Origin of the sequence: Enterobacter sp. FB (genome assembly GCF_000805795.1) — a bacterium.
GTDB lineage: Bacteria > Pseudomonadota > Gammaproteobacteria > Enterobacterales > Enterobacteriaceae > Enterobacter > Enterobacter roggenkampii.
The window spans coordinates 421,269-447,284 of record NZ_JSZC01000006.1 but is presented as its reverse complement, the minus strand read 5'-3'; the positions used below and the strand labels follow the sequence as shown (position 1 = coordinate 447,284).

The 26,016-nt window shown below is 56.7% G+C and carries 19 protein-coding genes and 3 tRNA genes; 11 read left to right on the top strand and 11 right to left on the bottom strand.

Annotated elements, in window-relative coordinates; translation table 11 throughout:
• Positions 1 to 303 precede the first annotated feature (303 nt).
• The gene (gene syd, locus PI91_RS04565) at positions 304 to 849 is read right to left on the bottom strand and encodes a SecY-interacting protein (protein WP_032653211.1); all 546 of its coding nucleotides are present in this window, start codon (positions 847 to 849) and stop codon (positions 304 to 306) included.
• A 69-nt stretch (positions 850 to 918) separates the two neighbouring features.
• On the opposite strand from syd, the gene queF reads away from it, so the two are divergent.
• The 5 genes from queF (at position 919) to xni (ending at position 7,354) form a co-directional block, all read left to right on the top strand.
• Positions 919 to 1,761, top strand: a complete 843-nt coding sequence (gene queF / locus PI91_RS04560) for an NADPH-dependent 7-cyano-7-deazaguanine reductase QueF (protein ID WP_023294462.1) — start codon at positions 919 to 921, stop codon at positions 1,759 to 1,761.
• 116 nt (positions 1,762 to 1,877) lie between these two features.
• On the top strand, positions 1,878 to 3,242 hold the full coding sequence (ppnN, locus tag PI91_RS04555) for a nucleotide 5'-monophosphate nucleosidase PpnN (RefSeq protein WP_021241893.1): 1,365 nt from the start codon (positions 1,878 to 1,880) through the stop codon (positions 3,240 to 3,242).
• A 515-nt stretch (positions 3,243 to 3,757) separates the two neighbouring features.
• Positions 3,758 to 5,053: an HAAAP family serine/threonine permease gene (locus PI91_RS04550; protein WP_008499642.1), complete on the top strand. Its 1,296-nt coding sequence runs from the start codon at positions 3,758 to 3,760 to the stop codon at positions 5,051 to 5,053.
• A gap of 65 nt (positions 5,054 to 5,118) precedes the next feature.
• Positions 5,119 to 6,486 (top strand): L-serine ammonia-lyase II, encoded by a 1,368-nt coding sequence (gene sdaB, locus PI91_RS04545; protein WP_023294463.1) that lies wholly within the window; start codon positions 5,119 to 5,121, stop codon positions 6,484 to 6,486.
• A 112-nt stretch (positions 6,487 to 6,598) separates the two neighbouring features.
• Entirely contained in the window at positions 6,599 to 7,354 is a 756-nt protein-coding gene (gene xni, locus PI91_RS04540) for a flap endonuclease Xni (RefSeq protein ID WP_039265519.1), read from the top strand.
• 63 nt (positions 7,355 to 7,417) lie between these two features.
• Here the strand turns inward: xni and rlmM are convergent, their stop codons facing one another.
• From rlmM to PI91_RS04520, 4 genes are all read right to left on the bottom strand, one after another.
• On the bottom strand, positions 7,418 to 8,518 hold the full coding sequence (rlmM, locus tag PI91_RS04535; protein ID WP_021241891.1) for a 23S rRNA (cytidine(2498)-2'-O)-methyltransferase RlmM: 1,101 nt from the start codon (positions 8,516 to 8,518) through the stop codon (positions 7,418 to 7,420).
• On the bottom strand, positions 8,511 to 8,906 hold the full coding sequence (locus PI91_RS04530) for a DUF423 domain-containing protein (RefSeq protein ID WP_008499646.1): 396 nt from the start codon (positions 8,904 to 8,906) through the stop codon (positions 8,511 to 8,513). Before PI91_RS04530 ends, rlmM begins: the two co-directional genes overlap by 8 nt.
• 39 nt (positions 8,907 to 8,945) lie before the next feature.
• Positions 8,946 to 9,863 carry a glycine cleavage system transcriptional regulator GcvA gene (gene gcvA / locus PI91_RS04525; protein WP_008499647.1) on the bottom strand — a complete coding sequence of 306 codons (918 nt, stop codon included), beginning with the start codon at positions 9,861 to 9,863 and terminating at the stop codon, positions 8,946 to 8,948.
• A 349-nt stretch (positions 9,864 to 10,212) separates the two neighbouring features.
• On the bottom strand, positions 10,213 to 10,440 hold the full coding sequence (locus tag PI91_RS04520; protein WP_039265518.1) for a YgdI/YgdR family lipoprotein: 228 nt from the start codon (positions 10,438 to 10,440) through the stop codon (positions 10,213 to 10,215).
• A gap of 192 nt (positions 10,441 to 10,632) precedes the next feature.
• Here PI91_RS04520 and csdA point away from each other — a divergent pair, with 192 nt between their 5' ends.
• Complete coding sequence (gene csdA, locus PI91_RS04515) at positions 10,633 to 11,838, top strand: cysteine desulfurase CsdA (RefSeq protein ID WP_039265517.1); 1,206 nt, start codon at positions 10,633 to 10,635, stop codon at positions 11,836 to 11,838.
• The gene (gene csdE, locus PI91_RS04510) at positions 11,838 to 12,284 is read left to right on the top strand and encodes a cysteine desulfurase sulfur acceptor subunit CsdE (protein WP_008499650.1); all 447 of its coding nucleotides are present in this window, start codon (positions 11,838 to 11,840) and stop codon (positions 12,282 to 12,284) included. The genes csdA and csdE overlap by 1 nt, the downstream gene beginning before the upstream one ends.
• Here the strand turns inward: csdE and tcdA are convergent.
• Entirely contained in the window at positions 12,275 to 13,081 is an 807-nt protein-coding gene (gene tcdA / locus PI91_RS04505; protein WP_008499651.1) for a tRNA cyclic N6-threonylcarbamoyladenosine(37) synthase TcdA, read from the bottom strand. The two genes, csdE and tcdA, sit on opposite strands and share 10 nt — an antisense overlap.
• 75 nt (positions 13,082 to 13,156) lie before the next feature.
• A complete protein-coding gene (mltA, locus tag PI91_RS04500; RefSeq protein ID WP_021241890.1) occupies positions 13,157 to 14,254 on the bottom strand; it encodes a murein transglycosylase A in 1,098 nt (365 codons plus the stop codon).
• A gap of 208 nt (positions 14,255 to 14,462) precedes the next feature.
• On the opposite strand from mltA, the gene PI91_RS04495 reads away from it, so the two are divergent.
• The 3 genes from PI91_RS04495 (at position 14,463) to PI91_RS04485 (ending at position 14,782) form a co-directional block, all read left to right on the top strand.
• Positions 14,463 to 14,539, top strand: a tRNA-Met gene (locus PI91_RS04495).
• A gap of 45 nt (positions 14,540 to 14,584) precedes the next feature.
• Positions 14,585 to 14,661 (top strand) — tRNA-Met (locus PI91_RS04490).
• Positions 14,662 to 14,705: 44 nt separating this feature from the next.
• Positions 14,706 to 14,782 (top strand) — tRNA-Met (locus tag PI91_RS04485).
• 87 nt (positions 14,783 to 14,869) lie between these two features.
• Here PI91_RS04485 and amiC read toward each other — a convergent pair.
• On the bottom strand, positions 14,870 to 16,123 hold the full coding sequence (amiC, locus tag PI91_RS04480; RefSeq protein WP_021242006.1) for an N-acetylmuramoyl-L-alanine amidase AmiC: 1,254 nt from the start codon (positions 16,121 to 16,123) through the stop codon (positions 14,870 to 14,872).
• A gap of 227 nt (positions 16,124 to 16,350) precedes the next feature.
• Between amiC and argA the strand changes: the two genes are divergently transcribed.
• Positions 16,351 to 17,682, top strand: a complete 1,332-nt coding sequence (gene argA, locus PI91_RS04475) for an amino-acid N-acetyltransferase (RefSeq protein WP_008499655.1) — start codon at positions 16,351 to 16,353, stop codon at positions 17,680 to 17,682.
• A 34-nt stretch (positions 17,683 to 17,716) separates the two neighbouring features.
• Here argA and recD read toward each other — a convergent pair whose 3' ends face one another.
• Genes recD through ptrA form a run of 3 tightly spaced genes read right to left on the bottom strand, consistent with a single transcriptional unit; the run spans position 17,717 to position 25,955 of the window.
• The gene (gene recD / locus PI91_RS04470; RefSeq protein ID WP_008499656.1) at positions 17,717 to 19,537 is read right to left on the bottom strand and encodes an exodeoxyribonuclease V subunit alpha; all 1,821 of its coding nucleotides are present in this window, start codon (positions 19,535 to 19,537) and stop codon (positions 17,717 to 17,719) included.
• Positions 19,534 to 23,076, bottom strand: coding sequence for an exodeoxyribonuclease V subunit beta (gene recB / locus PI91_RS04465; protein WP_039265516.1), 3,543 nt, complete (start codon positions 23,074 to 23,076; stop codon positions 19,534 to 19,536). The genes recD and recB overlap by 4 nt, the downstream gene beginning before the upstream one ends.
• Positions 23,073 to 25,955: a pitrilysin gene (gene ptrA, locus PI91_RS04460; protein WP_039265515.1), complete on the bottom strand. Its 2,883-nt coding sequence runs from the start codon at positions 25,953 to 25,955 to the stop codon at positions 23,073 to 23,075. Before ptrA ends, recB begins: the two co-directional genes overlap by 4 nt.
• Positions 25,956 to 26,016 lie beyond the last annotated feature (61 nt).

Genomic DNA, 26,016 nt, shown 5'->3' with positions numbered 1-26,016 from the left:
TCCAGAAGCCTTCCTGCTGCGCCATCCTGACGAGTCCTGTGTGAGAAACGCCATCATCCTGATGTTCGTTTCTCGTGTCGGCTTCCTGTCGACGGAGATAGAATCCGCTATTCCGCTTCGTCTTACAACCCACTCAGCCAGCGTTGTAAGACGCGGGGACTCCCTAAAAATAATAGGAGGAACAACTAATTCGTTGAAAAATAGAGTGATATTAATCTGAATTTAATGAGGTAATACTGAATGTTCCAGCGATCTCTCACAAACCTTGTAAGAGATCTCTCACACGCGCTGTAGCAGCATGGATTACAGAAGGGGCTCAAGTCGGGTGAGGAAATCCGCAAGAGAAGAGGCGAGAGTCTCGCGATTGCGGGTACCGATAGTCTCTTTAATCACTTCGCCTGACAGGTTACAGACGGAGATAACGTCCAGCTCGCTGTCCAGCGTGGCGATAAAGAGCGTCGGAGAAAGCTTAAGGCGCTTTTGCGTGACCAGATGACCAATCAGGTTTTCCTGAACACGCTGCAGATCGTCTTCGCTCCAGGTCTGCAACAGCGTCAGCGTCATGTCCGCAAAGCGCGCGGGCATATCCCCTGCAAACTGCGTGGCATAAAACGCATGAACCGCTGGTTGTACCACAATGTCCATTGCCCGTTCAACCGCATTTACATTCTGCTCACCGTTATTCGGCTTCGGCTGCCAGATCACGTAATCCTCAAGCGAAGAGATAATGCACGGCGAAGGGACGCCATATAAATCAGCACTTTGCGGCCACGTGCCCTGCTTTTCATGCCATGCGTCGCAGTAGCGGGTCGTGAAGGTAGTGAGGGCATTTGCAGTTTCGATGTCCACCGATTTCTCTCTTCTTGTCAGACAGGATAAACTCAGGCCATAAGTGTACCTGTAAAGTGGCTATGAAACATGTCTTACGAAAATCATCAGGCGTTAACCGGCTTAACGCTGGGTAAATCGACCGATTACCGCGATACCTACGATGCAAGCCTGCTGCAGGGCGTGCCGCGTAGCCTGAACCGCGACCCTCTGGGACTGCACGCGGACGCGCTGCCGTTCGTGGGTGGCGATATCTGGACGCTGTACGAACTCTCGTGGCTCAACGCGCGCGGCCTGCCGCAGGTGGCGGTGGGACACGTTGAGCTGGACTATGCCAGCGTGAATCTCGTCGAGTCCAAAAGCTTTAAGCTCTATCTCAACAGTTTTAACCAGACAAAGTTCAACAGCTGGGACGACGTTCAGCGCACCCTGGAACGTGATTTAAGCGCCTGCGCGCAGGGAAAGGTGAGCGTCTCACTGTATCGCCTGCACGAGCTGGAAGGCCAGCCAGTCGCCCACTTCAACGGGACCTGCATCGACGATCAGGATATCGAGGTGGAGAATTATGAATTCAGCGCCGATTACCTCGAAAACGCGGCGAGCGGCAAGGTGGTTGAAGAGACGCTGGTGAGCCATCTGCTGAAATCCAACTGCCTGATTACCCACCAGCCGGACTGGGGCTCGGTGCAGATCCAGTACCGCGGCCCGAAAATTGATCGGGAAAAGCTGCTGCGCTATCTGGTGTCGTTCCGACATCACAATGAATTCCACGAGCAGTGCGTGGAGCGCATCTTTAGCGATATCCAACGCTTCTGCCAGCCAGAAAAATTGAGCGTTTACGCGCGCTACACCCGCCGCGGCGGCCTGGACATTAACCCGTGGCGCACCAATACCGATTTTGTCCCGGCGACGGGCCGGCTGGTGCGTCAGTAATATAAATATTTTCACAATATGCGCGGTATCTTCCGCGCTTTAGGTTGTGAAACGTCACGCGGCAGGGCTATTGTAATCAACAGGGAAAGACGATAATCGTCCCGTAAGGAGCTCACTTGATTACACATATTAGCCCGCTTGGCTCAATGGATATGTTGTCGCAGCTGGAAGTGGACATGCTTAAACGCACGGCCAGCAGCGATCTTTATCAACTGTTTCGTAACTGTTCACTTGCCGTTCTGAACTCCGGAAGCCTGACAGATAACAGTAAAGAACTGCTGTCCCGCTTCGAAAGCTTTGATATCAACGTGCTGCGCCGCGAGCGCGGCGTGAAGCTTGAAGTCATCAACCCGCCGGAAGAGGCGTTTGTCGACGGACGCATCATCCGTTCACTTCAGGCTAACCTGTTTGCCGTGCTGCGTGACATCCTGTTTGTTAACGGGCAGATCCACAACGCAGGCCGTTTCCAGCATCTCGACCTGGAAAGCTCGGTCCATATCACCAACCTGGTGTTCTCTATTTTGCGCAACGCCCGTGCCCTGCACGTGGGTGAAGCGCCGAACATGGTCGTCTGCTGGGGCGGTCACTCCATTAACGAAACCGAATACCTTTATGCGCGTCGGGTGGGCACCCAGCTTGGCCTGCGCGAGCTGAATATCTGTACCGGATGTGGTCCGGGTGCGATGGAAGCGCCAATGAAAGGTGCCGCAGTGGGTCACGCGCAGCAGCGCTACAAAGAGGGACGGTTTATCGGCATGACCGAGCCGTCCATCATCGCCGCTGAGCCACCTAACCCGCTGGTTAACGAGCTGATTATCATGCCGGATATCGAAAAACGTCTTGAGGCGTTTGTTCGTATCGCCCACGGCATCATCATCTTCCCGGGCGGCGTAGGGACAGCGGAAGAGCTGCTCTATCTGCTGGGTATTCTGATGAACCCGGCCAACAAAGATCAGGTCCTGCCGCTGATCCTGACCGGACCAAAAGAGAGCGCCGACTACTTCCGCGTGCTGGACGAGTTTATCGTGCACACGCTGGGTGAATCCGCGCGTCGTCACTATCGCATCATCATCGATGATGCTGCGGAAGTGGCGCGCCAGATGAAAAAAGCGATGCCGCTGGTGAAGGAGAACCGCCGCGATACCGGTGATGCCTACAGCTTTAACTGGTCAATCCGCATTGCGCCGGATCTGCAGATCCCGTTCGAGCCTTCACACGAGAACATGGCGAACCTGAAACTCTACCCGGACCAGCCGGTGGAAGTCCTGGCCGCCGATCTGCGTCGCGCCTTCTCCGGGATTGTGGCGGGCAACGTCAAAGAGGTCGGTATCCGCGCCATTGAGCAGTACGGTCCGTACAAGATTCACGGCGACCCGGAGATGATGCGCCGCATGGATGACATGCTGCAGGGCTTTGTCGCCCAGCACCGCATGAAGCTGCCGGGCTCCGCCTATATTCCTTGCTACGAAATCTGCACCTAACGCTTAGCGATATCTCATCAAAGCCGGGTCGCCCTGTCGCGCGTTCCGGCTTTTTTTATTCCTGATGTAATTCATAGGCATCACTTATATCTTTTACAAAATCGCCACAAACGCAAACGATTACCTATATCTTTCAACCGTAAATTATCAGCCTTAATCCAAATTACCTGCCAGAAAATACTAAAAACCCATTTCTTTACAGCGAAAGACACCTATATCAAGGGCCAGTCTTTCAGCGCACATGTCGTTGGTGGTAGCCTTCGCGCGCGTAAATTCTCTTTGATGTTTTTTTAACAGATAAATGGTCTAAAGATGCCCACATCATAAGTGGATTATTGCATTTGGGATCGCGATCACTGATAGATTCATAACGAGAATGTATCTTTCCGCCCGCCAATAGTTACGGGCGAAAATTATTAAAAAACCGTCACTGAACGAATTTCATATTACCGTCAGGCACTTTTTCATCGGATTTGACTAAAAACCTGACAATTTGCTTCCTCCAGGAGATACAGATGGAAACCACTCAAACCAGCACCGTTGCTTCGATTGAATCCCGAAGTGGTTGGCGCAAAACGGATACCATGTGGATGCTTGGCCTTTACGGCACGGCAATCGGCGCTGGTGTACTGTTCCTTCCTATCAACGCAGGCGTCGGCGGTCTGATTCCGCTGATCATTATGGCTATCATTGCTTTCCCGATGACCTTCTTTGCACACCGCGGTCTGACCCGCTTCGTGCTGTCCGGTAAAAACCCGGGCGAAGACATCACTGAAGTGGTTGAAGAGCATTTCGGCGTGGGCGCAGGTAAACTGATTACCCTGCTCTACTTCTTCGCGATTTACCCTATCCTGCTGGTCTACAGCGTGGCGATCACCAACACCGTTGAAAGCTTCATGCTGCACCAGCTGCACATGACGCCGCCACCGCGTGCCATCCTGTCTCTGATCCTGATTGTCGGCATGATGACCATTGTGCGCTTCGGTGAGCAGATGATTGTGAAAGCGATGAGCGTGCTGGTGTTCCCGTTTGTGGCCGCACTGATGCTGCTGGCCTGCTACCTGATCCCACAGTGGAACGGCGCAGCGCTGGAAACCCTGTCCCTGAGCAGCGCGTCTGCGACCGGTAACGGCCTGCTGATGACCCTGTGGCTGGCGATCCCGGTAATGGTCTTCTCCTTCAACCACTCCCCAATCATCTCCTCTTTCGCCGTGGCGAAACGTGAAGAGTACGGTAATGGCGCAGAGAAGAAGTGCTCCAGCATCCTGGCACGCGCTCACATCATGATGGTGCTGACCGTTATGTTCTTCGTCTTCAGCTGCGTACTGAGCCTCTCCCCGGCGGACCTGGCGGCAGCGAAAGAGCAGAACATCTCAATTCTGTCTTACCTGGCGAACCACTTTAACGCACCGCTGATTGCGTGGATGGCACCGATCATCGCGATGATCGCCATCACCAAATCCTTCCTGGGCCACTACCTCGGCGCACGTGAAGGCTTCAACGGTATGGTGATTAAATCTCTGCGCGGTAAAGGCAAGAGCATTGAAATCAACAAGCTGAACAAAATCACTGCACTGTTCATGCTGCTCACCACCTGGGCGGTAGCGACGCTGAACCCAAGCATCCTGGGCATGATTGAAACCCTGGGCGGCCCGGTCATCGCGATGATTCTGTTCCTGATGCCGATGTACGCGATTCAGAAAGTCCCGGCTATGCGTAAGTACAGCGGTCATGTCAGCAACGTCTTTGTGGTTATCATGGGGCTTATCGCTATCTCTGCGATCTTCTACTCCCTGTACACCATGTTCTGATTCTCACCCGCGCCGTCCCCGGACGGCGCACTCCCTCCTCTCTGACTGAAAGCAATGGACGCATCATGATTAGCGTATTCGATATCTTCAAAATCGGTATTGGTCCTTCCAGCTCTCACACCGTCGGACCGATGAAAGCCGGTAAGCAGTTCACGGATGACTTGATTGCACGCGGCATCCTGCACGACATCACCCGCGTGGTTGTCGATGTATACGGCTCACTTTCCCTGACCGGGAAAGGCCACCACACCGATATCGCCATTATCATGGGCCTGGCGGGAAACCTGCCGGATACCGTTGATATTGATGCGATCCCTGGCTTTATCCAGGACGTGAACACCCACGGGCGCCTGCTGCTGGCGAACGGCGAGCATGAGGTTGAATTCCCGGTTGACCACTGCATGAATTTCCATGCGGACAACCTGTCGCTACACGAAAACGGCATGCGCATTACCGCGCTGGCCGGCGACAAAGCGGTATACAGCCAGACTTACTACTCTATCGGCGGCGGTTTTATCGTCGACGAAGACCACTTTGGTCAAACCAGTACCTCTTCTGTCGAGGTGCCGTATCCGTACAAAACGGCGGCAGACCTCCAGCGCCACTGCCAGGAGACGGGACTTTCCCTCTCCGGTCTGATGATGAAAAACGAGCTGGCGCTGCACAGCAAAGAGGAGCTGGAACAGCACTTCGCTAACGTCTGGGAAGTGATGCGCGGCGGTATTGAGCGCGGGATCACCACCGAAGGCGTTCTGCCGGGCAAGCTTCGCGTACCGCGTCGTGCGGCAGCGCTGCGCCGTATGCTGGTAAGCACCGACAAAACGACTACGGACCCAATGGCCGTGGTGGACTGGATCAACATGTTCGCCCTGGCGGTAAACGAAGAAAACGCCGCAGGGGGCCGTGTGGTCACCGCGCCAACCAACGGTGCCTGCGGCATCGTTCCGGCCGTACTGGCGTACTACGACAAGTTTATCCGTGAAGTGAACGCGAACTCGCTGGCACGCTACCTGCTGGTGGCCAGTGCGATTGGTTCGCTGTATAAGATGAACGCCTCCATTTCCGGTGCGGAAGTGGGCTGTCAGGGTGAAGTCGGCGTGGCGTGCTCCATGGCGGCGGCAGGTCTGGCGGAGCTGTTAGGCGCAAGCCCGGCGCAGGTGTGCATCGCTGCGGAAATCGGCATGGAACACAACCTGGGGCTGACCTGCGATCCGGTTGCCGGACAGGTACAGGTTCCGTGCATCGAGCGTAACGCGATTGCCTCCGTGAAGGCGGTAAACGCGGCGCGTATGGCGCTGCGCCGCACCAGCGAACCGCGCGTCTGTCTCGATAAGGTTATCGAAACCATGTACGAAACCGGTAAAGATATGAACGCCAAATACCGCGAAACCTCTCGCGGCGGCCTGGCGATGAAGATCGTGACCTGCGATTAAGCCTCTCAGGAAGCCTCGTTTTGCGAGGCTTCTTCCTGATTTCCCCACCATTCATAGTTTCACGCTGCTGACAGTGTTACCCTTCTTGCATGAGATAGAAGGGAGATTATCTGTGGCCGTTCATTTACTTATCGTCGATGCACTTAACCTGATTCGCCGTATCCATGCGGTACAGGGGACGCCCTGTAAAGACACCTGCCTGCACGCGCTGGAACAGCTTATCCGCCACAGCGAGCCCACCCACGCGGTCGCGGTTTTTGATGATGAAGCCCGCAACACGGGCTGGCGGCACCAGCGTCTGCCCGACTACAAAGCCGGACGCGCACCGATGCCGGACGATCTTCACGCCGAATTACCCATGCTGCGCGCCGCATTTGAACAGCGGGGCGTCCCCTGCTGGGGCGCACAGGGAAATGAAGCCGACGATCTCGCGGCCACCCTGGCCGTAAAGGTGGCGAGTGCCGGGCATCAGGCCACGATCGTTTCAACGGATAAAGGCTACTGCCAGCTGCTCTCCCCGACTATTCGCATTCGCGACTATTTTCAAAAACGCTGGCTGGACGCGCCGTTCATTGCCAGCGAGTTTGGCGTATCGCCTGAGCAATTGCTGGATTACTGGGGCCTGGCAGGCATCAGCAGCTCTAAAGTTCCGGGCGTGGCCGGTATTGGGCCGAAGAGCGCCGCGCAGTTGCTGACCGATTTTCAGAGTCTGGAGGGCATTTACGCCCGTCTGGACGAGGTGCCCGAAAAATGGCGCAAGAAGCTGGAGGCGCATAAAGAGATGGCGTTTATCTGCCGGGAAATCGCAACGCTACAGACGGATTTACAGCTGGACGGGAATTTACAGCAGTTAAGGTTAGAACGTTAAAACGACTACAGGGTTTTTGTAGGCCCGGTAAGCGCAGCGCCACCGGGCAAAACAAAGTACGTGCTATCGCTCGTCGCGACGCCCGCCTACGGCCGCCCACCAGCGACGAATATGCACCGTCACCTCTTCGCGGTCGTGATACAGCTGACGCGCCTGGATCTCCACGTTAATCCCGTGTTCGTCCAGTTGCTCCTGAATGTAGGCCAGGTTCTGCGACACCTCCTCATAGCGCTTTTTCATCGGCAGCTTGAGGTTGAAAATGGTCTCGCGACACCAGCCGTTCACCAGCCAGGAGGCCATCAGCGCGGCCACTTTCGCCGGTTTCTCAACCATGTCGCACACCATCCATGAGATGTTGTTGCGGTTCGGGCGATAGCGGAAACCGTCTTCACGCAGCCAGGTGACCTGTCCGGTGTCCATCAGGCTTTGCGCCATTGGGCCGTTATCAACGGACGATACCCACATGTTGCGTTTCACCAGCTGATAGGTCCAGCCGCCCGGGCACGCGCCGAGATCGACAGCGTACATGCCGTTTGCCAGACGCTCATCCCACTCATCCGCCGGGATAAAGACGTGGAACGCCTCTTCCAGCTTCAGCGTAGAACGGCTTGGCGCATCGGCCGGGAAGCGCAAACGCGGAATGCCCATAAAGAAAGGAGAGTTGTTGGTGGTGTACGAGTAGCCCGTATAGCAGCAGCCCGGTGCAATAAAGAAGATATGCACCACCGGACGCTTCGGCGTTTCGTAGTTCGTCAGCACGCCCGCATCACGCAGCGCAGCGCGCAGCGGAACGGTGAACTTACGGCAGAACTTCATCAGCTCTTTACTTTCGTTGGTATCCGCCACTTCAACGCGCAGATCGCCGCCCTTCTCCACCACGCCCTGCAGCATGCCCACGATTGGCGTGATGCGGTCTTCCGGGGGAAGGTCTTTGAGCAGCTCACCCGCGACAAACATCTGGCGCGCAAAAATCAGCGAGCTGAACGGCAGCTCGCGCGCCAGCTTATCCGCATCTTCAGGCTGATAGCATTCGAATACCACATAGCCCGCGTTTTCTTTTACGCGGGCAAAGCCGAAGATTTCGCGCTTCGCCGCTTTATCGGTAATTTCCGCGGCGCACTCTTTCTCAAACCCCGGGCGACAATATAAAACAACCTTATTCATGAACAACGCCCTTGCGTTTCAGACGGATAGCTCCGATAAACATTAATACCCAACCCGCCAGGAAGCTGACGCCACCGACAGGTGTAACAAACGCCCACAGGCGTAAATGCGAAAGTGCCAGACAGTAAAGGCTGCCGCTGAAAAGCACCGTACCCAGCGCCAGAAAGACGCTGCTCCAGTAAAACCAGATGCTGATACGGCGCTGCATCGCCACCGCCAGCCCAAAGATTGCCAGCGTATGGAACGCCTGATATTCAAGGCCGGTCTGGATCCAGCCCATCTCTACAGCGCCCAACGACTTGCTTAAGACATGTGCGCCAAAGGCGCCCAGTGCAACAAAAATAAAGCCACTCACCGCGGCAAAAATCAGCATGAATCGGCTGGTCATGTTTAAGTCCTGAATTGATGCGTGCCCGGCACACAAACGTTATTGTTCATACCTGAAGCGGAATTTTTCTTGCTCGCTTGCCGCTTTCGCCAGTATCCACTGCCGGAAGGCGGCTATTTTACCCAGTTCTGCCTGACTGTCATGACAAACCAGATAAAACGCATTCTTGCTGACCAGTACATCATTAAAAGGGCAGACCAGGCGACCTGCCTCTATTTCGGACTGCGCCATGACGTTGTTCGCCAACGCCACGCCCTGCCCGTGAATGGCAGCCTGTAACACCATCGCACTGTGGCTAAAGATGGGTCCCTGCTGCACGTTTATATGTGTAAGACCTAATTGACGGGTATAAGTTTGCCAGTCGCGTCGAGAGGCATCATGCAAAAGCGTATGCTGCGCCAGGTCAGCGGGAGACTTCAGCGCTTTGTCGCCCGTTAATAGCAGAGGGGAACAGACCGGCAGGAGATATTCTGCGTATAATTTCTCAACACGCAAGCCCGGCCAGTTACCGCGCCCATAAAAAATCGCGACGTCCACGTCATCGGCCAGCTTGTCTTCCTGACGATCCACGGCCTGGATTCGAACGTCTATCCCCGGATAAGCTGAGTTAAAGCTTGAGAGTCTTGGCACCAGCCACTGAATGGCAAAACTGGGCAATAAACTGACAGTCAGAGCACCTTTTGCACTGCGGGCCTGTAGCTTACGCGTGGCTTCAGTAAGCTGCGAAAAAATCTCTTTAATATCCTGAAAATAGCTCTGCCCCTCTTCGGTCAACAGCAACGAGCGGTTGCGTCGACGAAACAGCTTAAGGCCCAGAAAATCCTCCAGAGACTTGATTTGGTGACTTACTGCGGCCTGTGTCACAAAAAGCTCATCGGCTGCGCGGGTGAAGCTCAGGTGACGTGCTGCTGCATCAAAAACACGTAATGCGTTGAGGGGGGGCAATCGCTTTGACATGGTTATATGGCTTAGATGTTAAAGGAATTTAACAAATAGGAAACAACGTTTAACCTATTAGTTTTTTTTATCTGAGCCATTATAATTTGTCCGTTGAGGAACTACCAGCAAATACCTATAGTGGCGGCACTTCCTGAGCCGGAACGAAGAGCTTTTTTCGGAATGCGTGTTCTGAAGGGCTTTTGGCTTACGGTTGTGATGTTGTGTTGTTGTGTTTGCAATTGGTCTGCGATTCAGACCACGGTAGCAACGCTACCAATTTTTCACTTCCTGTACATTTACCCTGTCTGTCCATAGTGATTAATGTAGCACCGCCAACTTGCGGTGCTTTTTTTTCGCCTGCGATCGGTTAATGTTCGATCTCTTTCATCTCTTTCACGTCCGTGCGGTTGATCTGCTGCTTGTTCCCGTTAGCATCTTTGTACGAAATCATCCCGGTATCGTTATCGGTTGTCGGTTTCCCTTCCGAAACGATGGAACGACCATCGTTGGTGCGCATCACGTAGTTGTTACCGGAACAGGCGCTCAGGGCAAAAGTAAACGCACAGGCAGAGATGATTGCAGCTGTCTTATTCATGATTATTCTCCTTTAGCAATTAATGCTATTCAAACCTCGATTTATAACAGGCTAAAACATCCGCCTAACACTATTTAGCATAACCTGCTTTTTTGGGGTCATGAGGATAAGCAGACAATTCTGATAGATATCAACCTCCTTGCCCTGCCGCGGAAATTGCGCGACGATCGTGATATTGAAATGAGGAATCCCATGAACGCTTTCAGTCCTGCGCAGTTCCGCGCACAGTTTCCGGCGCTGGCCGATGCCGGTATTTATCTGGACAGTGCCGCCACCGCCCTTAAGCCACAGGCGGTCATTGACGCCACGCAGCAGTTTTACAGCCTGAGCGCCGGGAACGTGCATCGCAGCCAGTTTGCCGAGGCGCAGCGATTAACCGCGCGCTACGAAGCCGCACGCGATCGCGTGGCGCACCTGATCAATGCCGAAAGCGGGAAAAATATCGTCTGGACGCGCGGCACCACCGAGGCCATCAATATGGTGGCCCAGTGCTACGCGCGCCCGCTGCTTCAGCCGGGCGATGAGATCGTCGTCAGCGAGGCGGAACATCACGCCAACCTGGTGCCGTGGCTGATGGTGGCCGAACAAACGGGTGCACGTGTGGTGAAGCTTCCGCTGGGCGCAGACCTTCTGCCCGATGTGGCCCGTCTCCCCGAGTTGATTACCCCTCGCAGCCGCATTCTGGCGCTTGGACAGATGTCTAACGTCACCGGTGGTTGCCCGGACCTGGCTCAGGCGATTCGCATCGCGCATGCCAACGGTATGGTGGTGATGGTTGACGGCGCCCAGGGCGTGGTGCATTTCCCCGCCGACGTGCAGGCGCTGGATATCGACTTCTATGCCTTCTCAGGACATAAGCTCTACGGGCCAACCGGTATTGGGGTGTTGTACGGCAAGCCGGAACTTCTGGCAAAAATGACGCCCTGGCTCGGGGGCGGCAAGATGATCGCTGAAGTGTCGTTCGAGAGCTTCAAAACGCAGGATGTCCCCTATCGCCTTGAAGCCGGTACGCCGAACGTGGCCGGCGTGATTGGCCTAAGCGCGGCGCTGGAGTGGCTGGCAGAAACAGACAGTGTTCAGGCTGAAAGCTGGAGCCGGGGGCTGGCGACGCTGGCAGAGGAAGAACTGAAAAAGCGCCCGGGTTTCCGCTCGTTCCGCGTTCAGGATTCAAGCCTGCTCGCCTTTGATTTTGTGGGCGTGCATCACAGCGACATGGTGACGCTACTGGCCGGGTATGGCATCGCCCTGCGCGCCGGGCAGCACTGCGCGCAGCCGCTGCTGGCGGCGCTCGGCGTGAGCGGCACGCTGCGCGCCTCGTTCGCGCCCTATAACACACAAAGCGATGTTGACGCGCTGGTTGCCGCCGTCGACCGCGCGCTTGAAATACTGGTGGATTAATGACTCACGCTGCTTTAGCCGGACATCCGTTTGGCACCGTCATCACTGAAGAGACGTTAAAACAGACCTTTGCCCCGCTTTCACAGTGGGAAGATAAATATCGCCAGCTGATTCTCCTCGGTAAGCAATTACCGACCCTCTCTGACGATCTCAAGGCGCAGGCGAAAGAGATTGCAGGCTGTGAAAACCGCGTCTGGCTGGGAGTAAGCGTTTCCGGCGAGAAGCTGCACTTCTTCGGCGACAGCGAAGGCCGCATCGTCCGGGGCCTGTTGGCCGTATTGTTGACGGCAGTGGAAGGGAAAAGCGCGGCGGAACTGCTGGCGCATTCGCCGCTGGCGTTATTTGATGAGCTGGGGCTGCGCGCGCAGCTCAGCGCCTCGCGCGGTCAGGGGTTGATCGCACTCAACGAGGCGGTACTGGACGCCGCTCGTCAGGCTCAGGCCTGACGTTCCGCCTTCGCCATCATCTTCTTCAGGGCGTGAGACACCGCCACAAAGCCGAAGGAAGCGGTCACCATGGTGGCCGCGCCAAAGCCTGAGGCACAATCCATTCTCTTTGGCCCTTCCGCCGTGCTTTTCATCGCACACACGGAACCATCGGCCTGCGGGTAGACCAGCGCTTCGGTCGAGAACACGCAGTCTACGCCCAGCTTGCCCTTGCTGTTCTTCACCACGTTGAAGTCGCTCTTCAGGCGTTCACGCAGCTTGGCGGCCAGTGGATCCTGAATGGTTTTCGCCAGATCGGCCACCTGAATCTGCGTAGGGTCGATTTGCCCGCCCGCGCCGCCGGTCGTCACCAGGGGAACCTTGTAACGACGACAGTAGGCGATCAGCGCCGCTTTTGGACGCACGCTGTCGATGGCGTCAATCACATAGCTGTAGCCTTTGCTCATGTATTCAGCGACGTTATCAGCCGTCACAAAATCATCAATCACCGTGACCCGACATTCCGGGTTAATCAGGCGGATACGTTCCGCCATGACCTCAGATTTTGCCAGGCCGACGCTATCACGCAGGGCATGGATTTGACGGTTGGTGTTGGTGACGCACACGTCATCCATATCAATCAGCGTGATTGCGCCAATACCGGTTCTCGCCAGCGCTTCTGCGGCCCACGACCCCACACCACCAATGCCCACGACGCAGACGTGCGCATCCGCAAACAGCTGCAGGGCTTTTTCACCATAGAGACGTGCCGTGCCGCCAAAACGCTGGCGCCAGGCATCGCTGATTACCACAGACATAACACCTCAGATGTAAAAAGGGTGAGGTTCTCCTCACCCTGAACAGTAATCCGTATTGCGCTCAGAATACCACAATCAGCCGCTGAATACGTTTCCGGCACCCGGTGCCGCCTTAAGCACCCACACGCGTCCGTAGTGGTTATACCAGCCTGCGCGGTGGCCTGCATCCGGGCCAATGCCCTGATAGATATCGAAGTGCTGCCCTTTGATTGCGCCGCCAACGTCCAGCGCCACCATCAGACGCAGCTCATACTGGCCGTTGAACTTGCCGTTGTTGTCCAGCAGCGGGACCTCAGCCAGCAGCGTGGTGCCCGCAGGAATAATCGAACGATCCGATGCCACCGACGCGCGGCCAATCAGCGGTACCGCGCTCGCCCCTTTCACCGGCGCGAAATTTTGCGGTTTAAAGAAGACGAACGACGGGTTCTGCTCCAGCAGCTCACGCACCTCGGCTTCGCTGTGCTTTTCGCCCCACTCGCGGATCGCCTGCATTGACATGTCTTCTTTCTTCACTTCGCCGCGGTCGATCAGTACCTTGCCAATACTGCGATAGGCGTGGCCGTTTTTACCGGAATAGCTGAAGAAGTTAAGCGGCGAGCCGTCGCCAAAATCAATATAGCCGCTGCCCTGAACGTCCATGATGAAGTTGTCCATCAGGGAGTTGCTGTAAGCAAGAACGTAGTTTTCGCTCAGCGCACCGGCGTAGATCTCAGCGCGCGACGGCAGACGGCCGCGTTTTGGCGGCATACGGTAGATAGGGTACTGGAACTCGCCCTGACGCGTGTGTCGTGCCTGAATAACCGGGGTGTAATAGCCGGTGAACTGGACGTTGCCGTAGTTATCGGCCCCTTCCATCTGCCAGGCGTCGATACCAAACTGGCGCATGTTGCGCGTATCGCCGCCCGCGCGCAGCCAGTCCTGCACCGCGCTATAAACGTTGTTCTGTGCGCTGTACAGACGCGGTGACGCGTTGCGGATCTGGTAGACCTGCTCGGAGAAATCACCGGCATTAATCGGTGCGCCGACCGCATCAGGCTGATTAACTAAAGAGAAAGGCTGGGATAACTTCCCGTCTTTATACTGTTGACCGCGATCGGTCGGTTTGGAAGAACAGGCCGCAAGAATCGCTACCATTGCGCCCGCCATCAGATACTTCGCCCAACGTCCTTTCATTCTGTCTCGTCTTTAAGTTGCCCATTTCCGCGTGATGAAGATAACAAACCGCCAGGGCTAATGAAATGCGATCGCATGCCCTTTGGCAAATTTTGCGCAAAAAATAGTCCAAACAGCGCCATGTCGTTCAATTTGCATACAAAATCATGATAAATGTGAAAAAGGGGTTGCATCACAAACCTATCCGAGTATAGTGCGCATCCACGGACGCGGGGTGGAGCAGCCTGGTAGCTCGTCGGGCTCATAACCCGAAGGTCGTCGGTTCAAATCCGGCCCCCGCAACCAATTAAAATTTGATGAAGTATCTTCTACGACTTGTAGAAAGACGGACGCGGGGTGGAGCAGCCTGGTAGCTCGTCGGGCTCATAACCCGAAGGTCGTCGGTTCAAATCCGGCCCCCGCAACCAATCAAATTTGAAGAAGTAAGTTTCTGCGAGAGTAGAAAGACGGACGCGGGGTGGAGCAGCCTGGTAGCTCGTCGGGCTCATAACCCGAAGGTCGTCGGTTCAAATCCGGCCCCCGCAACCAACACTTCTAAAACAATAAACACCCTTAAGGGTGTTTTTTTGTATCTGTCGTTTGTGAATTTGCCGGGCGTTTACCCGGCCAAAAGATCTACCCGCGCCGCGCCAGCGTCGCCCCGTCAGAGAAATACGCACGAATCCCTGCCAGAATCGACTCCGCCACTTCCTGCTGGAATTTTGCCGTCTTGAGCTTACGCTCCTCTTCCACGTTACTGATAAACGCGGTTTCAACCAGGATGGACGGGATATCCGGCGCCTTGAGTACCGCAAACCCGGCCTGTTCAACGCTGTTCTTGTGCAGCTTATTGATGTTGCCCAGCTTGCCCAGCACCGCTTTACCAAACTTAAGGCTGTCGTTAATGGTCAGCGACTGCACCATATCGAACATGGTGTGGTCGACGTAGCGATCGCCGCTTTTGCTCACGCCACCGATCAGATCCGAGGCGTTCTGGGTATCCGCAAGATATCTTGCTGCGGTACTGGTCGCGCCTTTGGTTGAGAGCGCAAACACCGACGAGCCGCTTGGCTGGCGGCTGGTAAACGCATCCGCATGGATCGAGACGAACAAATCTGCGCGCTGCTTCTGTGCTTTCGCCACCCTGACCTTCAGCGGAATAAAGACGTCTTCATTACGCGTCATATAGGCGCGCATGTTGCCTTCTTTATCAATCAGCGCCTTCAGACGACGGGCAATTTGCAGAACCACGTCTTTTTCACGCGTGCGGTATTTCCCCACCGCACCGGAGTCTTCGCCGCCGTGGCCTGGATCGAGCATGATCACAATCGGACGATCGCGCCCTGCTTTCCCCGGCTGCGGACCGCTTTGCGCCGGCGGAACCTGACGCTGCAGATCGCCTTTGTTGTAATCTTCCAGCAGGGCAAGAAGCGGATCCTGAATATCCGTCGCATTGGCCGGGTAGAGATCCATCACCAGGCGCTCTTTGAACGTCGCGACAGGCGCCAGGGCAAACAGCTGCGGCTTCACGTTCTGCTTCAGTTCAAACACCATGCGTACGGTTTGCGGATCGAACTGCCCGACGCGCGCCGATTTAATAAACGGATCGTCGCCGCGGATCTGCGCCGCCATCCCTTTCAGCACGGAGTTGAGGTTAACGCCTTCGAGATCCACCACCACACGTTCCGGGTTGCTGAGGGCAAATTGCTTATATTTCAGCACGCGATTGGATTCGACCGTCACGCGCGTATAGGTCGACGATGGCCAGACGCGCACCGCCACGACCTGACTGGTGGCGGCAAGACCGACCTGACTGACGCTAAGCAACCACATTGCCCCGGCCCCTTTTAACAAACGGCGGCGGCTTATTGCTGAATTGGATCCCGACATGCTTCTCCCGAGCAAGAACACTGACTGATATACAAAATGTCCAGATTGACCGAAAACTTTAACGAATGACGCATAAACTGTCATCTATAAAAGGGTAAACAATCATACGCTAACGCACGGATTACTTATCATTTTCTGTGGGTCGCGGAAAATTTGCGCTTGCACACGCGGCCACAATCGAATAAAAATACAGAAATTACGAATAAACATTCATTAAGGGTTGTGCCATGGTGAAGGAACGTAGAACCGAACTGGTCCAGGGATTCCGCCATTCTGTTCCCTATATCAACGCCCATCGGGGAAAAACGTTTGTCATCATGCTTGGCGGCGAAGCCATTGAGCATGAAAATTTTTCCAGCATCGTCAATGACATTGGCCTGCTGCACAGCCTGGGGATCCGCCTGGTGGTGGTCTATGGCGCGCGCCCGCAGATCGACGCTAACCTGGCCGCTCACCATCACGAGCCGATTTACCACAAGCATACCCGCGTCACGGATGCCAAAACCCTTGAGCTGGTGAAGCAGGCGGCAGGTCTGCTGCAGCTGGATATCACCGCTCGCCTGTCCATGAGCCTGAACAACACGCCGCTGCAGGGCGCGCATATCAACGTCGTGAGCGGCAACTTCATCATTGCCCAGCCGCTCGGCGTGGACGATGGCGTGGATTACTGCCACAGCGGCCGCATTCGTCGTATTGATGAAGAAGCCATTCACCGCCAGCTGGACAGCGGCGCCATCGTGCTGATGGGCCCGGTCGCCGTTTCGGTGACCGGCGAAAGCTTCAACCTCACTTCAGAAGAGATCGCCACGCAGCTAGCGATCAAGCTGAAGGCGGAAAAAATGATCGGGTTCTGCTCCTCGCAGGGCGTCGTGAATGATGAAGGAACGATCGTGCCGGAACTCTTCCCGAATGAGGCCCAGGCCCGCGTGGAAGCGCTGGAAGCCGAAGGCGATTACCACTCCGGCACGGTCCGCTTCCTGCGTGGCGCCGTGAAGGCCTGCCGCAGCGGCGTGCGTCGTAGCCACCTGATCAGCTATCAGGAAGACGGCGCCCTGCTGCAGGAGCTGTTCTCCCGCGACGGTATTGGTACGCAGATTGTCATGGAGAGCGCAGAGCAGATCCGCCGCGCCACCATCAACGACATCGGCGGTATTCTGGAGCTGATCCGCCCGCTGGAACAGCAGGGTATTCTGGTGCGTCGTTCACGCGAGCAGCTGGAGATGGAGATCGACAAATTCACCATTATTCAGCGCGATAACCTGACGATTGCCTGCGCCGCGCTCTATCCGTTCCCGGAAGAGAAGATCGGCGAAATGGCCTGCGTGGCGGTGCATCCTGATTACCGCAGCTCTTCACGCGGTGAAATGCTGCTTGAGCGCGTGGCGGCACAGGCGCGCCAGATGGGGCTGAGCAAGCTGTTCGTCCTGACGACGCGCAGCATTCACTGGTTCCAGGAGCGCGGGTTCACGCCGGTGGATATCGATTCTCTGCCGGAAACGAAGAAAGAGATGTACAACTATCAGCGCCGTTCAAAAGTGCTGATGGCGGACCTGGGATGATACGACGCCCTCACCGTGCGGCGAGGGCGTTCGTTCAGAGGGACTCAAATATCGCGCCCAGCCCGCTTCGGCGTTCCGTGCGGGTGGCAATCGCCTGCACCAGCACGCGTTCATCGGTATACAGCGACAGGCGCTGACGCGCGCGCGTAATGGCGGTATAGATCAGCTCGCGGGTAATGACGGGGGAAAGCTGCGTGGGCAGGATCAGCGCCGCGTGGTTAAACTCAGAGCCCTGGGATTTATGCACCGTCATCGCCCAGGCGGTTTCATGCTCGGGCAAACGGCTGGGCTGGAAAGACTTCACGCTCCCGTCCGGCATCTGGAACCAGACGCGCAGCCCCTGGCCGCAGTCGAGCGCAATCCCGATATCCCCGTTAAACAACCCCAGCGCGCTGTCGTTGCGGGAAATCATCACCGGTCGCCCTTCATACCAGCGCGAGTGTGGGGTGCGGTTTATTTTACGCTTTTGCACCAGCAGCTGTTCCAGCCTGTCGTTCAGGCCCCGGACACCAAAGGGACCTTCCCTCAGCGCACAAAGCAGCTGATATTCACCAAATGCGGCAATGACCTGCTCCGGCGAACGCTGCTGTTGTACGCCCGTCAGAAAGTGCTGATACCCCTGCAGGGCATCATCCAGCATCGCCTGATACTCTTCCCCGGTCTGCAGCGATTTTTTCTCAATATCCGTAAAGGTGCCGTCAAACACCGCAGTGGTTGTGCGCCGGTCGCCCCGGTTCACGGCCGCCGCAAGCTGGCCGATACCGGAATCGCTGCCGAAGCGGTAGCTTTTCTGCAGCAGACACAGGCTGTCGCGCAGCGCCCCTGCAAGCGAGTGGTTTTCAGAGGTGAGAGAGCATCCGGTGAGACGGGCTAACTCCTGAGCGCGTTCTGCGGTATATCCCAGGCTGGCATAGGTGCAGATATCGCCCAGCACAGCCCCTGCCTCCACGGAGGCAAGCTGGTCGCGATCGCCCAGGAAAATAACGCGCGCGTGCGGCGGTAGGGCATCAATCAAACGCGACATCATCGTCAGGTCAATCATCGACGCCTCATCCACCACCAGCACATCCAGGTGCAGGGGATTACCGGCATGGTAGCGCAAACGCTGGCTGCCAGGCTGAGCGCCAAGCAAACGGTGTAGCGTGCTGGCTTCGTTGGGGAAAAGCGCCAGCTGCTCCCCGGTAAGCGGCAGCTTTTGCAGCGCGCCGCCTAACGATTCCGTGAGACGCGCCGCGGCTTTACCGGTGGGGGCCGCCAGGCGAATACGGCACTTTTGCTCACCCGAGAGCTGAATCAGCGCGGCAAGCAGTTTTGCCACGGTGGTCGTTTTCCCGGTGCCCGGTCCGCCTGAAATCACCGAGATCCGACGCGTTAAGGCCACGGCTGCCGCCACTTTCTGCCAGTCTGTCGCCTCGTCAGAGGAAAACAGCGCATCCAGCGTTTGCCGGAGCTGCGTTTCATCGCAGGGAAGCGGGGCGTTGGTCTCGCTGAAGAAGCGCGCCACCGTCAGTTCGTTACGCCACAGCCGGTTAAGATACAAACGCTCGCCGACCAGAATCATTGGCGTCCCGGTATCGGCCCCGCTCACGGCAGGCGAACCGCGTAGTATCGCCTGCCAGTCCACGGCGTCACCCAGCAGCGCGAAACACGCCTGTAAAGCCGGAGGCATTTTCTCATCCACCGCCAGACGCGACAGCGGCAGGCATACGTGCCCTTCCCCCGCGTCTTTGCTCAGAATGGCGGCGGCAAGCATGACGGCTGGCTCCTCGCCTGCCACCATCATGGCAAACTGCACGTCCAGGTGGCGCAGTAATCGTTGTTCAACCGCGTCCAGCAGTAGCGCCTGCATCGTCATGCCATCTCCTCCGTGCCTGCGGCAAACAGGTTATCCATTTTTTCAATCAGCTCCACAGCCGGACGCGTCCTAAAGACGCCGGAATGCGGGTCGTTAGCATCCACGCCGCGCAGGAACAGGTAAATCACGCCGCCAAAATGCGCGTCGTAACGGTAATCGGCAATACGATGGCGCAGGTAACGGTGCAGCGCCAGGGTATAAAGCTGGTACTGCAGATCGTAGCGATGCAGTTGCATAGCCGACGCCATCGCCTGTTGGGTATAGGCTGTGCTGTCTTCGCCCAGCCAGTTCGATTTGTAATCCAGCAGGTAGTAGCGCCCGTCGTGGCGGAAAACCAGGTCGATAAAGCCTTTTAGCATTCCCTGCACCTGGCGGAAGTTCAGCGGCGGGCACCCGGCGGACAGCGGATCGTACTCGCGGATCAGCGCATCAAGCGCCTCGGCCCTGAGCGGGCAGGCGATGGGAAGATAAAACTCCATCTCCACTTGCTTATCTTTGGCAGTCAACTGGCTAAGCGAGATCCCCTGTGCGGTGAGCGGGGCGTGCAAAACCGCGCGGATCCATTCAGTAAGAGCCGGCTGCCATTGCGCGTCGTAACCACCGCTCTGTAGCATCTTCAGCACCCACTCTTCGGAAACCGGCTGGGTAAAATCCAGCTCTTCAAACAGGCTGTGTAAAAACGTGCCCGGCGAGGCGCCGCGCGGGAACTGGTGCGGCGTCAGCACCGGCTCAGCGGGTACGCTACCGGCGCCTGCGGCATCCACGTCCAGTTTTGGCATCAGATCCTGCGCAATACTCTGCCCGTGCTGCTGTAAGCCAGAGTAGCTGGTAACGCGCCAGTCGTCGGCAATCGTACGTACCACCTGACGGGCATGGAGATCTGACTCGTGCGGCTCCGGCATGTGCCAGCGGCTGTTGTCGGGCAGCGATGGAATATGCAGGGCAACATGCTCAGTACAAAGCGATTCGATGCACTGGCGCAGGCCCGCCGCGTCTTTGGGTTCACCCTGCTGAATAAGCCGCCCCAGCGCGCTCAGATGAAAATCGCTCTCTCCGCTCTTTTCGCCACGGCGACGGAACAGCGGCGCAACGCCCAGGCTGCAGTGCCATACCGAGCGGGTCAGCGCCACGTAGAGCAGGCGCAAATCTTCCGCCAGACGTTCGGCCTCTGCCAGCTCAACGCTGGACTCCGCGTTGCTGAGATCGAGCACCGCCTCAAAAGACTCGCGATCGTGGTAAAAAGCCTGATCCTGCACGCGGTAATTGGCGATAAACGGCAGCCAGACCAGCGGATATTCCAGGCCTTTCGACTTGTGGATGGTGACGATCTGCACCAGATGTTTATCACTCTCGAGGCGCATCTGCTGGCTGGAGGAATTGCTGTTCGGATCGGCAATCTGCTGCGCCAGCCAGCGCACCAGGGCATGCTCGCTCTCCAGCTGCGTACCCGCTTCCTGCAAGAGTTCGCTGAGGTGTAAAATATCGGTCAAACGCCGCTCACCACCTGCGGTAGCCAGCATATTCTCGGCAATGTGGCGCTGAGCCATGAGCTCGCGCACCATCGCCATCACCCCACGCTTCTGCCATCTTTCCCGGTAGTGGACAAACTCTTCCACCACCGCATCCCACGCGGCTTCGTCATTGTTGAGCGCATCAATATCGCGCGCGTTCAGTCCGAGCATCGCGCTGGCTAATGCGCTGCGCAATGTACTTTCCCGCTCCGGGGCCAGCACGGCCTGCAGCAGCCATAACATCTCCTGCGCCTCCAGCGTTTCAAAGACGCTGTCACGGTTCGAGAGGTAGACGGAGGGGATATTCAGTAACGTCAGGGCGTCGCGGATGAATGCGGCCTCCTGACGGCTGCGCACCAGCACCGTAATATCCGATGCCTTTACCGGGGTGGGGTTATCCCCCTTCCACAGCAGCGCCTCGCCCCGCGCTCCCGCACTGAGCCAGTCACGGATTTGCGCAGCACAGTGCTGGGCCATGGCATTTTGATAGTCGGCAACGCCGCAGCCTTCCCCATCCAGCAGCCAGAAGTTCATGGCAGGCTGCGTCACGCCGTTAAACTCGAAGCGCAACGAGGCATTTTTCGGGGCAAATTTTACCGGCTGAAACGGGATCTCACGGAACATAAACGCCGTATCCATGCGGCTAAACAGCGCGTTGACGCTTTCCACCATGCCGGGGGAGGAGCGCCAGTTGGTATCGAGTGTGTAGTGCGCGGCAACCTCGCTGCGTGCCTTCATGTAGGTAAAAATATCCGCACCGCGGAAGGCGTAGATGGCCTGTTTCGGATCGCCGATTAACAGCAGCGCGGTGTCGGGCTGCTGGCGCCAGATACGGCGGAAAATGCGGTACTGCTGAGGGTCGGTGTCCTGGAATTCGTCTATCATCGCCACCGGGAAGCGGGTGCGAATCGCGGCGGCAAGCGCTTCGCCATTTTCACTGCACAGCGCCGCATCCAGGCGGCTCAGCATATCGTCGAACCCCAGCTCGCCACGGCGGCGCTTTTCGCGCGCCACGGCTTCACGAATTTCCGTCATGGCGCGAGCGATCATCAGATCGTTGAGCGTAAGGGGTTCCGCCAGCAGGGTTTCAATCGCCACAAACAGGGGATGCTCAGGCACAATGCCGTCGGCTTTTGTCCGCTCAGCCAGGAAACGTTGGGAGAATTTCTCCAGCGCGTCCGGGAGCTGGTAGCCCCGCGTCTCTTCCTGCGCCCAGGCGCTGACCTTGTCGATCCATTTTCCCTGATTGCCACGGTTGAACTTGCGACGGTCAATCCCGGAATTTTCGATAATGGCGTCAATCTCGCCGACTGACTCCATCCACTTTTGCTTGATGTCTGCAATTTTCGCGATGATTTTTTCATGCCGCGAGGCCAGGGTTTCATCTGCCGGCGGCGGGGATTTGATGACCGGCGCTTCCCCCTGTAGATAACGATCGATCGCGCGCAGCAGCGCCTCCGGGCCTTTCCAGAGCGCGTGTACCGCTTCGGCAATATCGCGCTGTAAGGGGTAGCAGTGGCGACGCCAGAAATCCGCGCAGGCCTGATAGCGAAGCACGGATTCATCTTCAATAAGCTGCTGTTCGAACAGCATACCGGACTCGAACGCGTTCAGGCTCAGCATGCGCTGGCAAAAACCGTGAATGGTAAAGACGGACGCTTCGTCCATCTGCCGTTCAGCGAGCAGCAGCCACTGGGCTGCCTGCTGCTTATCGGCAATCTCTTCCAGAAGGCTCGCGTAGAGGGGGTTATCCGTGCTCTGACGCAAACAGGCAATGCGCAGCTCGTGGATATTGGTACGAATACGGCCCCGCAGCTCCGCGGTAGCGGCCTCGGTGAAGGTGACCACCAGCAGCTCTTCCACGCTCAAAGGGCGCGGAAAAGCGGCGTTGCCGCCAAGCCCTAACAGCAGGCGCAGATAGAGGGCGGCAATGGTGAAGGTTTTTCCCGTTCCCGCTGAGGCTTCAATCAATCGTTCACCCTGCAGAGGTAAACGTAAGGGATCAAGGGACTCAGCGGTATCGGTCATTCTTTCTTACTCCAGGGCATAGATTGCTGCAGCGCGCTGACGCTCTTCCAGACTTTCCAGCCTTTCGGGTTTACGTACTCCGTTTTCCCGTTCTGGCTACCGGAAACCTGAGACAGGATGGTGATTCCCTGCGGCTTAATGACCGCCTGATGGAAGAAGTCGGCAACCTTCTGCGGCGTCAGCTGTTTTATCTCAGCCACTACTTTATCACGCGAATCAAATTTCAGATTACCGCGATCGAAATCTTTGCTCAGCTGCGAGGCTTCTTCACCCAGCGTCTGCGGCGGCTGCATCACCTGCGCGATGACGGCCTGCTGGATCTGGGCAAACTCTTCCGGCTTCATGGCACGCAGTTTTGCTTCCACCTGCGGGAAGAAAGCCTGGTAACGCTGCCAGAGATACGCCGGTTGTTTATCGCTGCTTTGCAGCAGGAAACCCAGCCCCCACTGACGACCGACGTTCATGGAGAAGGCAAACACCGCGTAGCCAAGCTGCTCCTCTGTGCGTAACTGGTTATAGAACCACGGCTGAATAATCTGTCCCAGCACGGCGCTCTGCGCTGAACTGGCGAATTCATCGTAGCCCGTTGGCACAAAGACCGCGGCCAGCGCGGAATCCGTGCTGTTACCCGCTTTTTCAAAGATCACATTCTGCTTTTTCTCAACCAGCACGTCCTGGTTGCGGCACCACTCGTCGCCTTTAGAGCCGAGCTGAGTGCGAACATTCTGCGCCAGGGTTTTGGCCTGCTCCTCACTCATGTTGCCAACGATCAGGAACTCCGGACGCGTGTTGGTTTTCAGCGCATCGCGGTACGCCAGCACGTCTTTTAAGGAGATGGAAGGCAGCAGCGCGCGGCGATCCTCACGCTGGAAATAAGGAACCTGCGACAGCATTTGCGCCGGCATAAGCGCCAGATCGTAAGCCTTGCCCTTCTCGGCAGAATCCATCATCTGGGCATACCAGGATTTAGCCTGCTCAAGCTGCTCTTCCGTCGGCGTGTAGCTGAAGTAGCCCTCCAGCAGGGCCTGGAACAGCTGAGGCAAGCGCTGGGTATAGCCGTTTGCATTAAGCATCAAACCGTTATTGGCGTTGGTGGAGAAGCTGATCCCGCCCACGGCGGCCTGGTTGCTGAGCTGATCGAGCGCGATACCGGCGAGATAGTCATTGAGCGCGAACATCACCTGATTTTTGGCGCTGTTCATGGCTTTCGGGTTACGCAGCACCACGCTGACATCGGCCTTTGGCTCGCTGGCGAAATAGCGGCTTGGGGTGTACACGACGCGCAGCGTGGGCTCATCAATGATGAGTTCCGGATGCGGGTAATCTTTCGTCGTTTTGATCAGCGAGAAGTCATCCGGAATATAGGGGTTCAGCTCCGGCAGCTTCAACGCAATCTCCCCGGCCTTCTTCTGCCAGTCGGCGAAGGTCTGGGCGCTGATTTTATCCACCTGATAAGGGGCATCGACAAAGTACGCCGTCTTGTTATGCGGTTCGTTCGGGCTGATGTACCAGATGCGGGCATTCTCCGGCGTCATCATCGCCAGGCGGGCTTTTACCGCCCCGGCATCATACTGGTCGGCAATATTTACCGCGTCGAGGGTATGTTCCACCGGCACGCGGATCATGGTGTCAGCAAGCCACTCCACATAATCCATGTCGCGGGTGATGGACGGGTAGCGGAAATCGAGATCCAACACGTGCGCGAGTTCATCAAAATAGCGCTTATCGACGCCTTTCTCACGCAGTAAGGAGAGGTAGCTAAAGATAGCCGCTACGACTTCATCACGGTTGGCCTGTCCTTTGTCAGTCAGGGTCGCGGAGATCGCCAGCACGCCGCTATTGCCGTTCACAACCGGATCGGAGTCGGCGCGAATGCCTTCTGCCAGCCCCTGCTTTTGCAGCCAGTCAGACAGCGTACCCGGGCTACGGTTACCAATCAGATAGGTGACCAGCTCATCGGTTTTACTGCGAAACTGTGCCGTGTTGTTATCAATGCGGAATTCCACGCGCAGCACTTTGCGCGGCATGGCAGGAACGTAGTGGATCACGATGCCTTTTTGCGCGTCAGTGACCACCGGAACGGTTATTTGCGGCAGGTCGATATTTTTATTCGGCACCCGGCCAAAGGTTTTGGCCGCCATGGCTGCCAGCTCCGGCAACGGTTTATTGCTGTAGATGACCGCTTTCATCAGGTTGGCGGAGTAGTATTTATCGCGAAACGCGTGCAGGGCATCCAGCACCGGGCTGTTCGGTTTGTCGCTCAAGGTTTCCAGGTTACCACCGGAGAAGCGCGAGCCCGGGTGCGCCGGGTTGATGGTTTCGGCGCTGACCTGCGCCATGCGCATACCGTCTCGGGTGCGGGCCATGGTCAGCTCGGCATTCACCGCATTGCGTTCACGCTCGGCGTATTTTTTATCCAGCAACGGCGCGGCGATGGAATCAGCGAGGCGATCGACCGCCCCTTCCAGCGCATCATTTTCGACTTCGAGATAAAAGGCCGTGCGGTACGGTGCCGTACTGGCATTGTGGCTGCCGCCATGCATCTTCAGAAATTCGGACAGGCTATCTGGCTGCGGGTATTTTTTTGACCCCATCAGCGTCATATGTTCCAGATAGTGTGCAAGCCCTGGATGAGCGTCAGGATCTTCCAGCGACCCAACCGGCACCACTAATGCCGACAGGGATTTCACCGCCTGCGGGTCGGAAACCAGCAGCACGGTCATCCCGTTATCAAGGCGAATAGCCTGATATTGACGGGTATCTTTTTCGCTCTTACGGATAGTTTCCTGAACGGGTTGCCAACCGGAGTCTGCGTGAGTGACGGGCGCCCAAAGGGCAATAAACAAAACAAACGCTTTAAACAAGGTGCTGCCTGGCATTACGACCTCTTTATCACGGCTACATCATTAACAAACTGCGTGCTGGACACGCCAACATCTC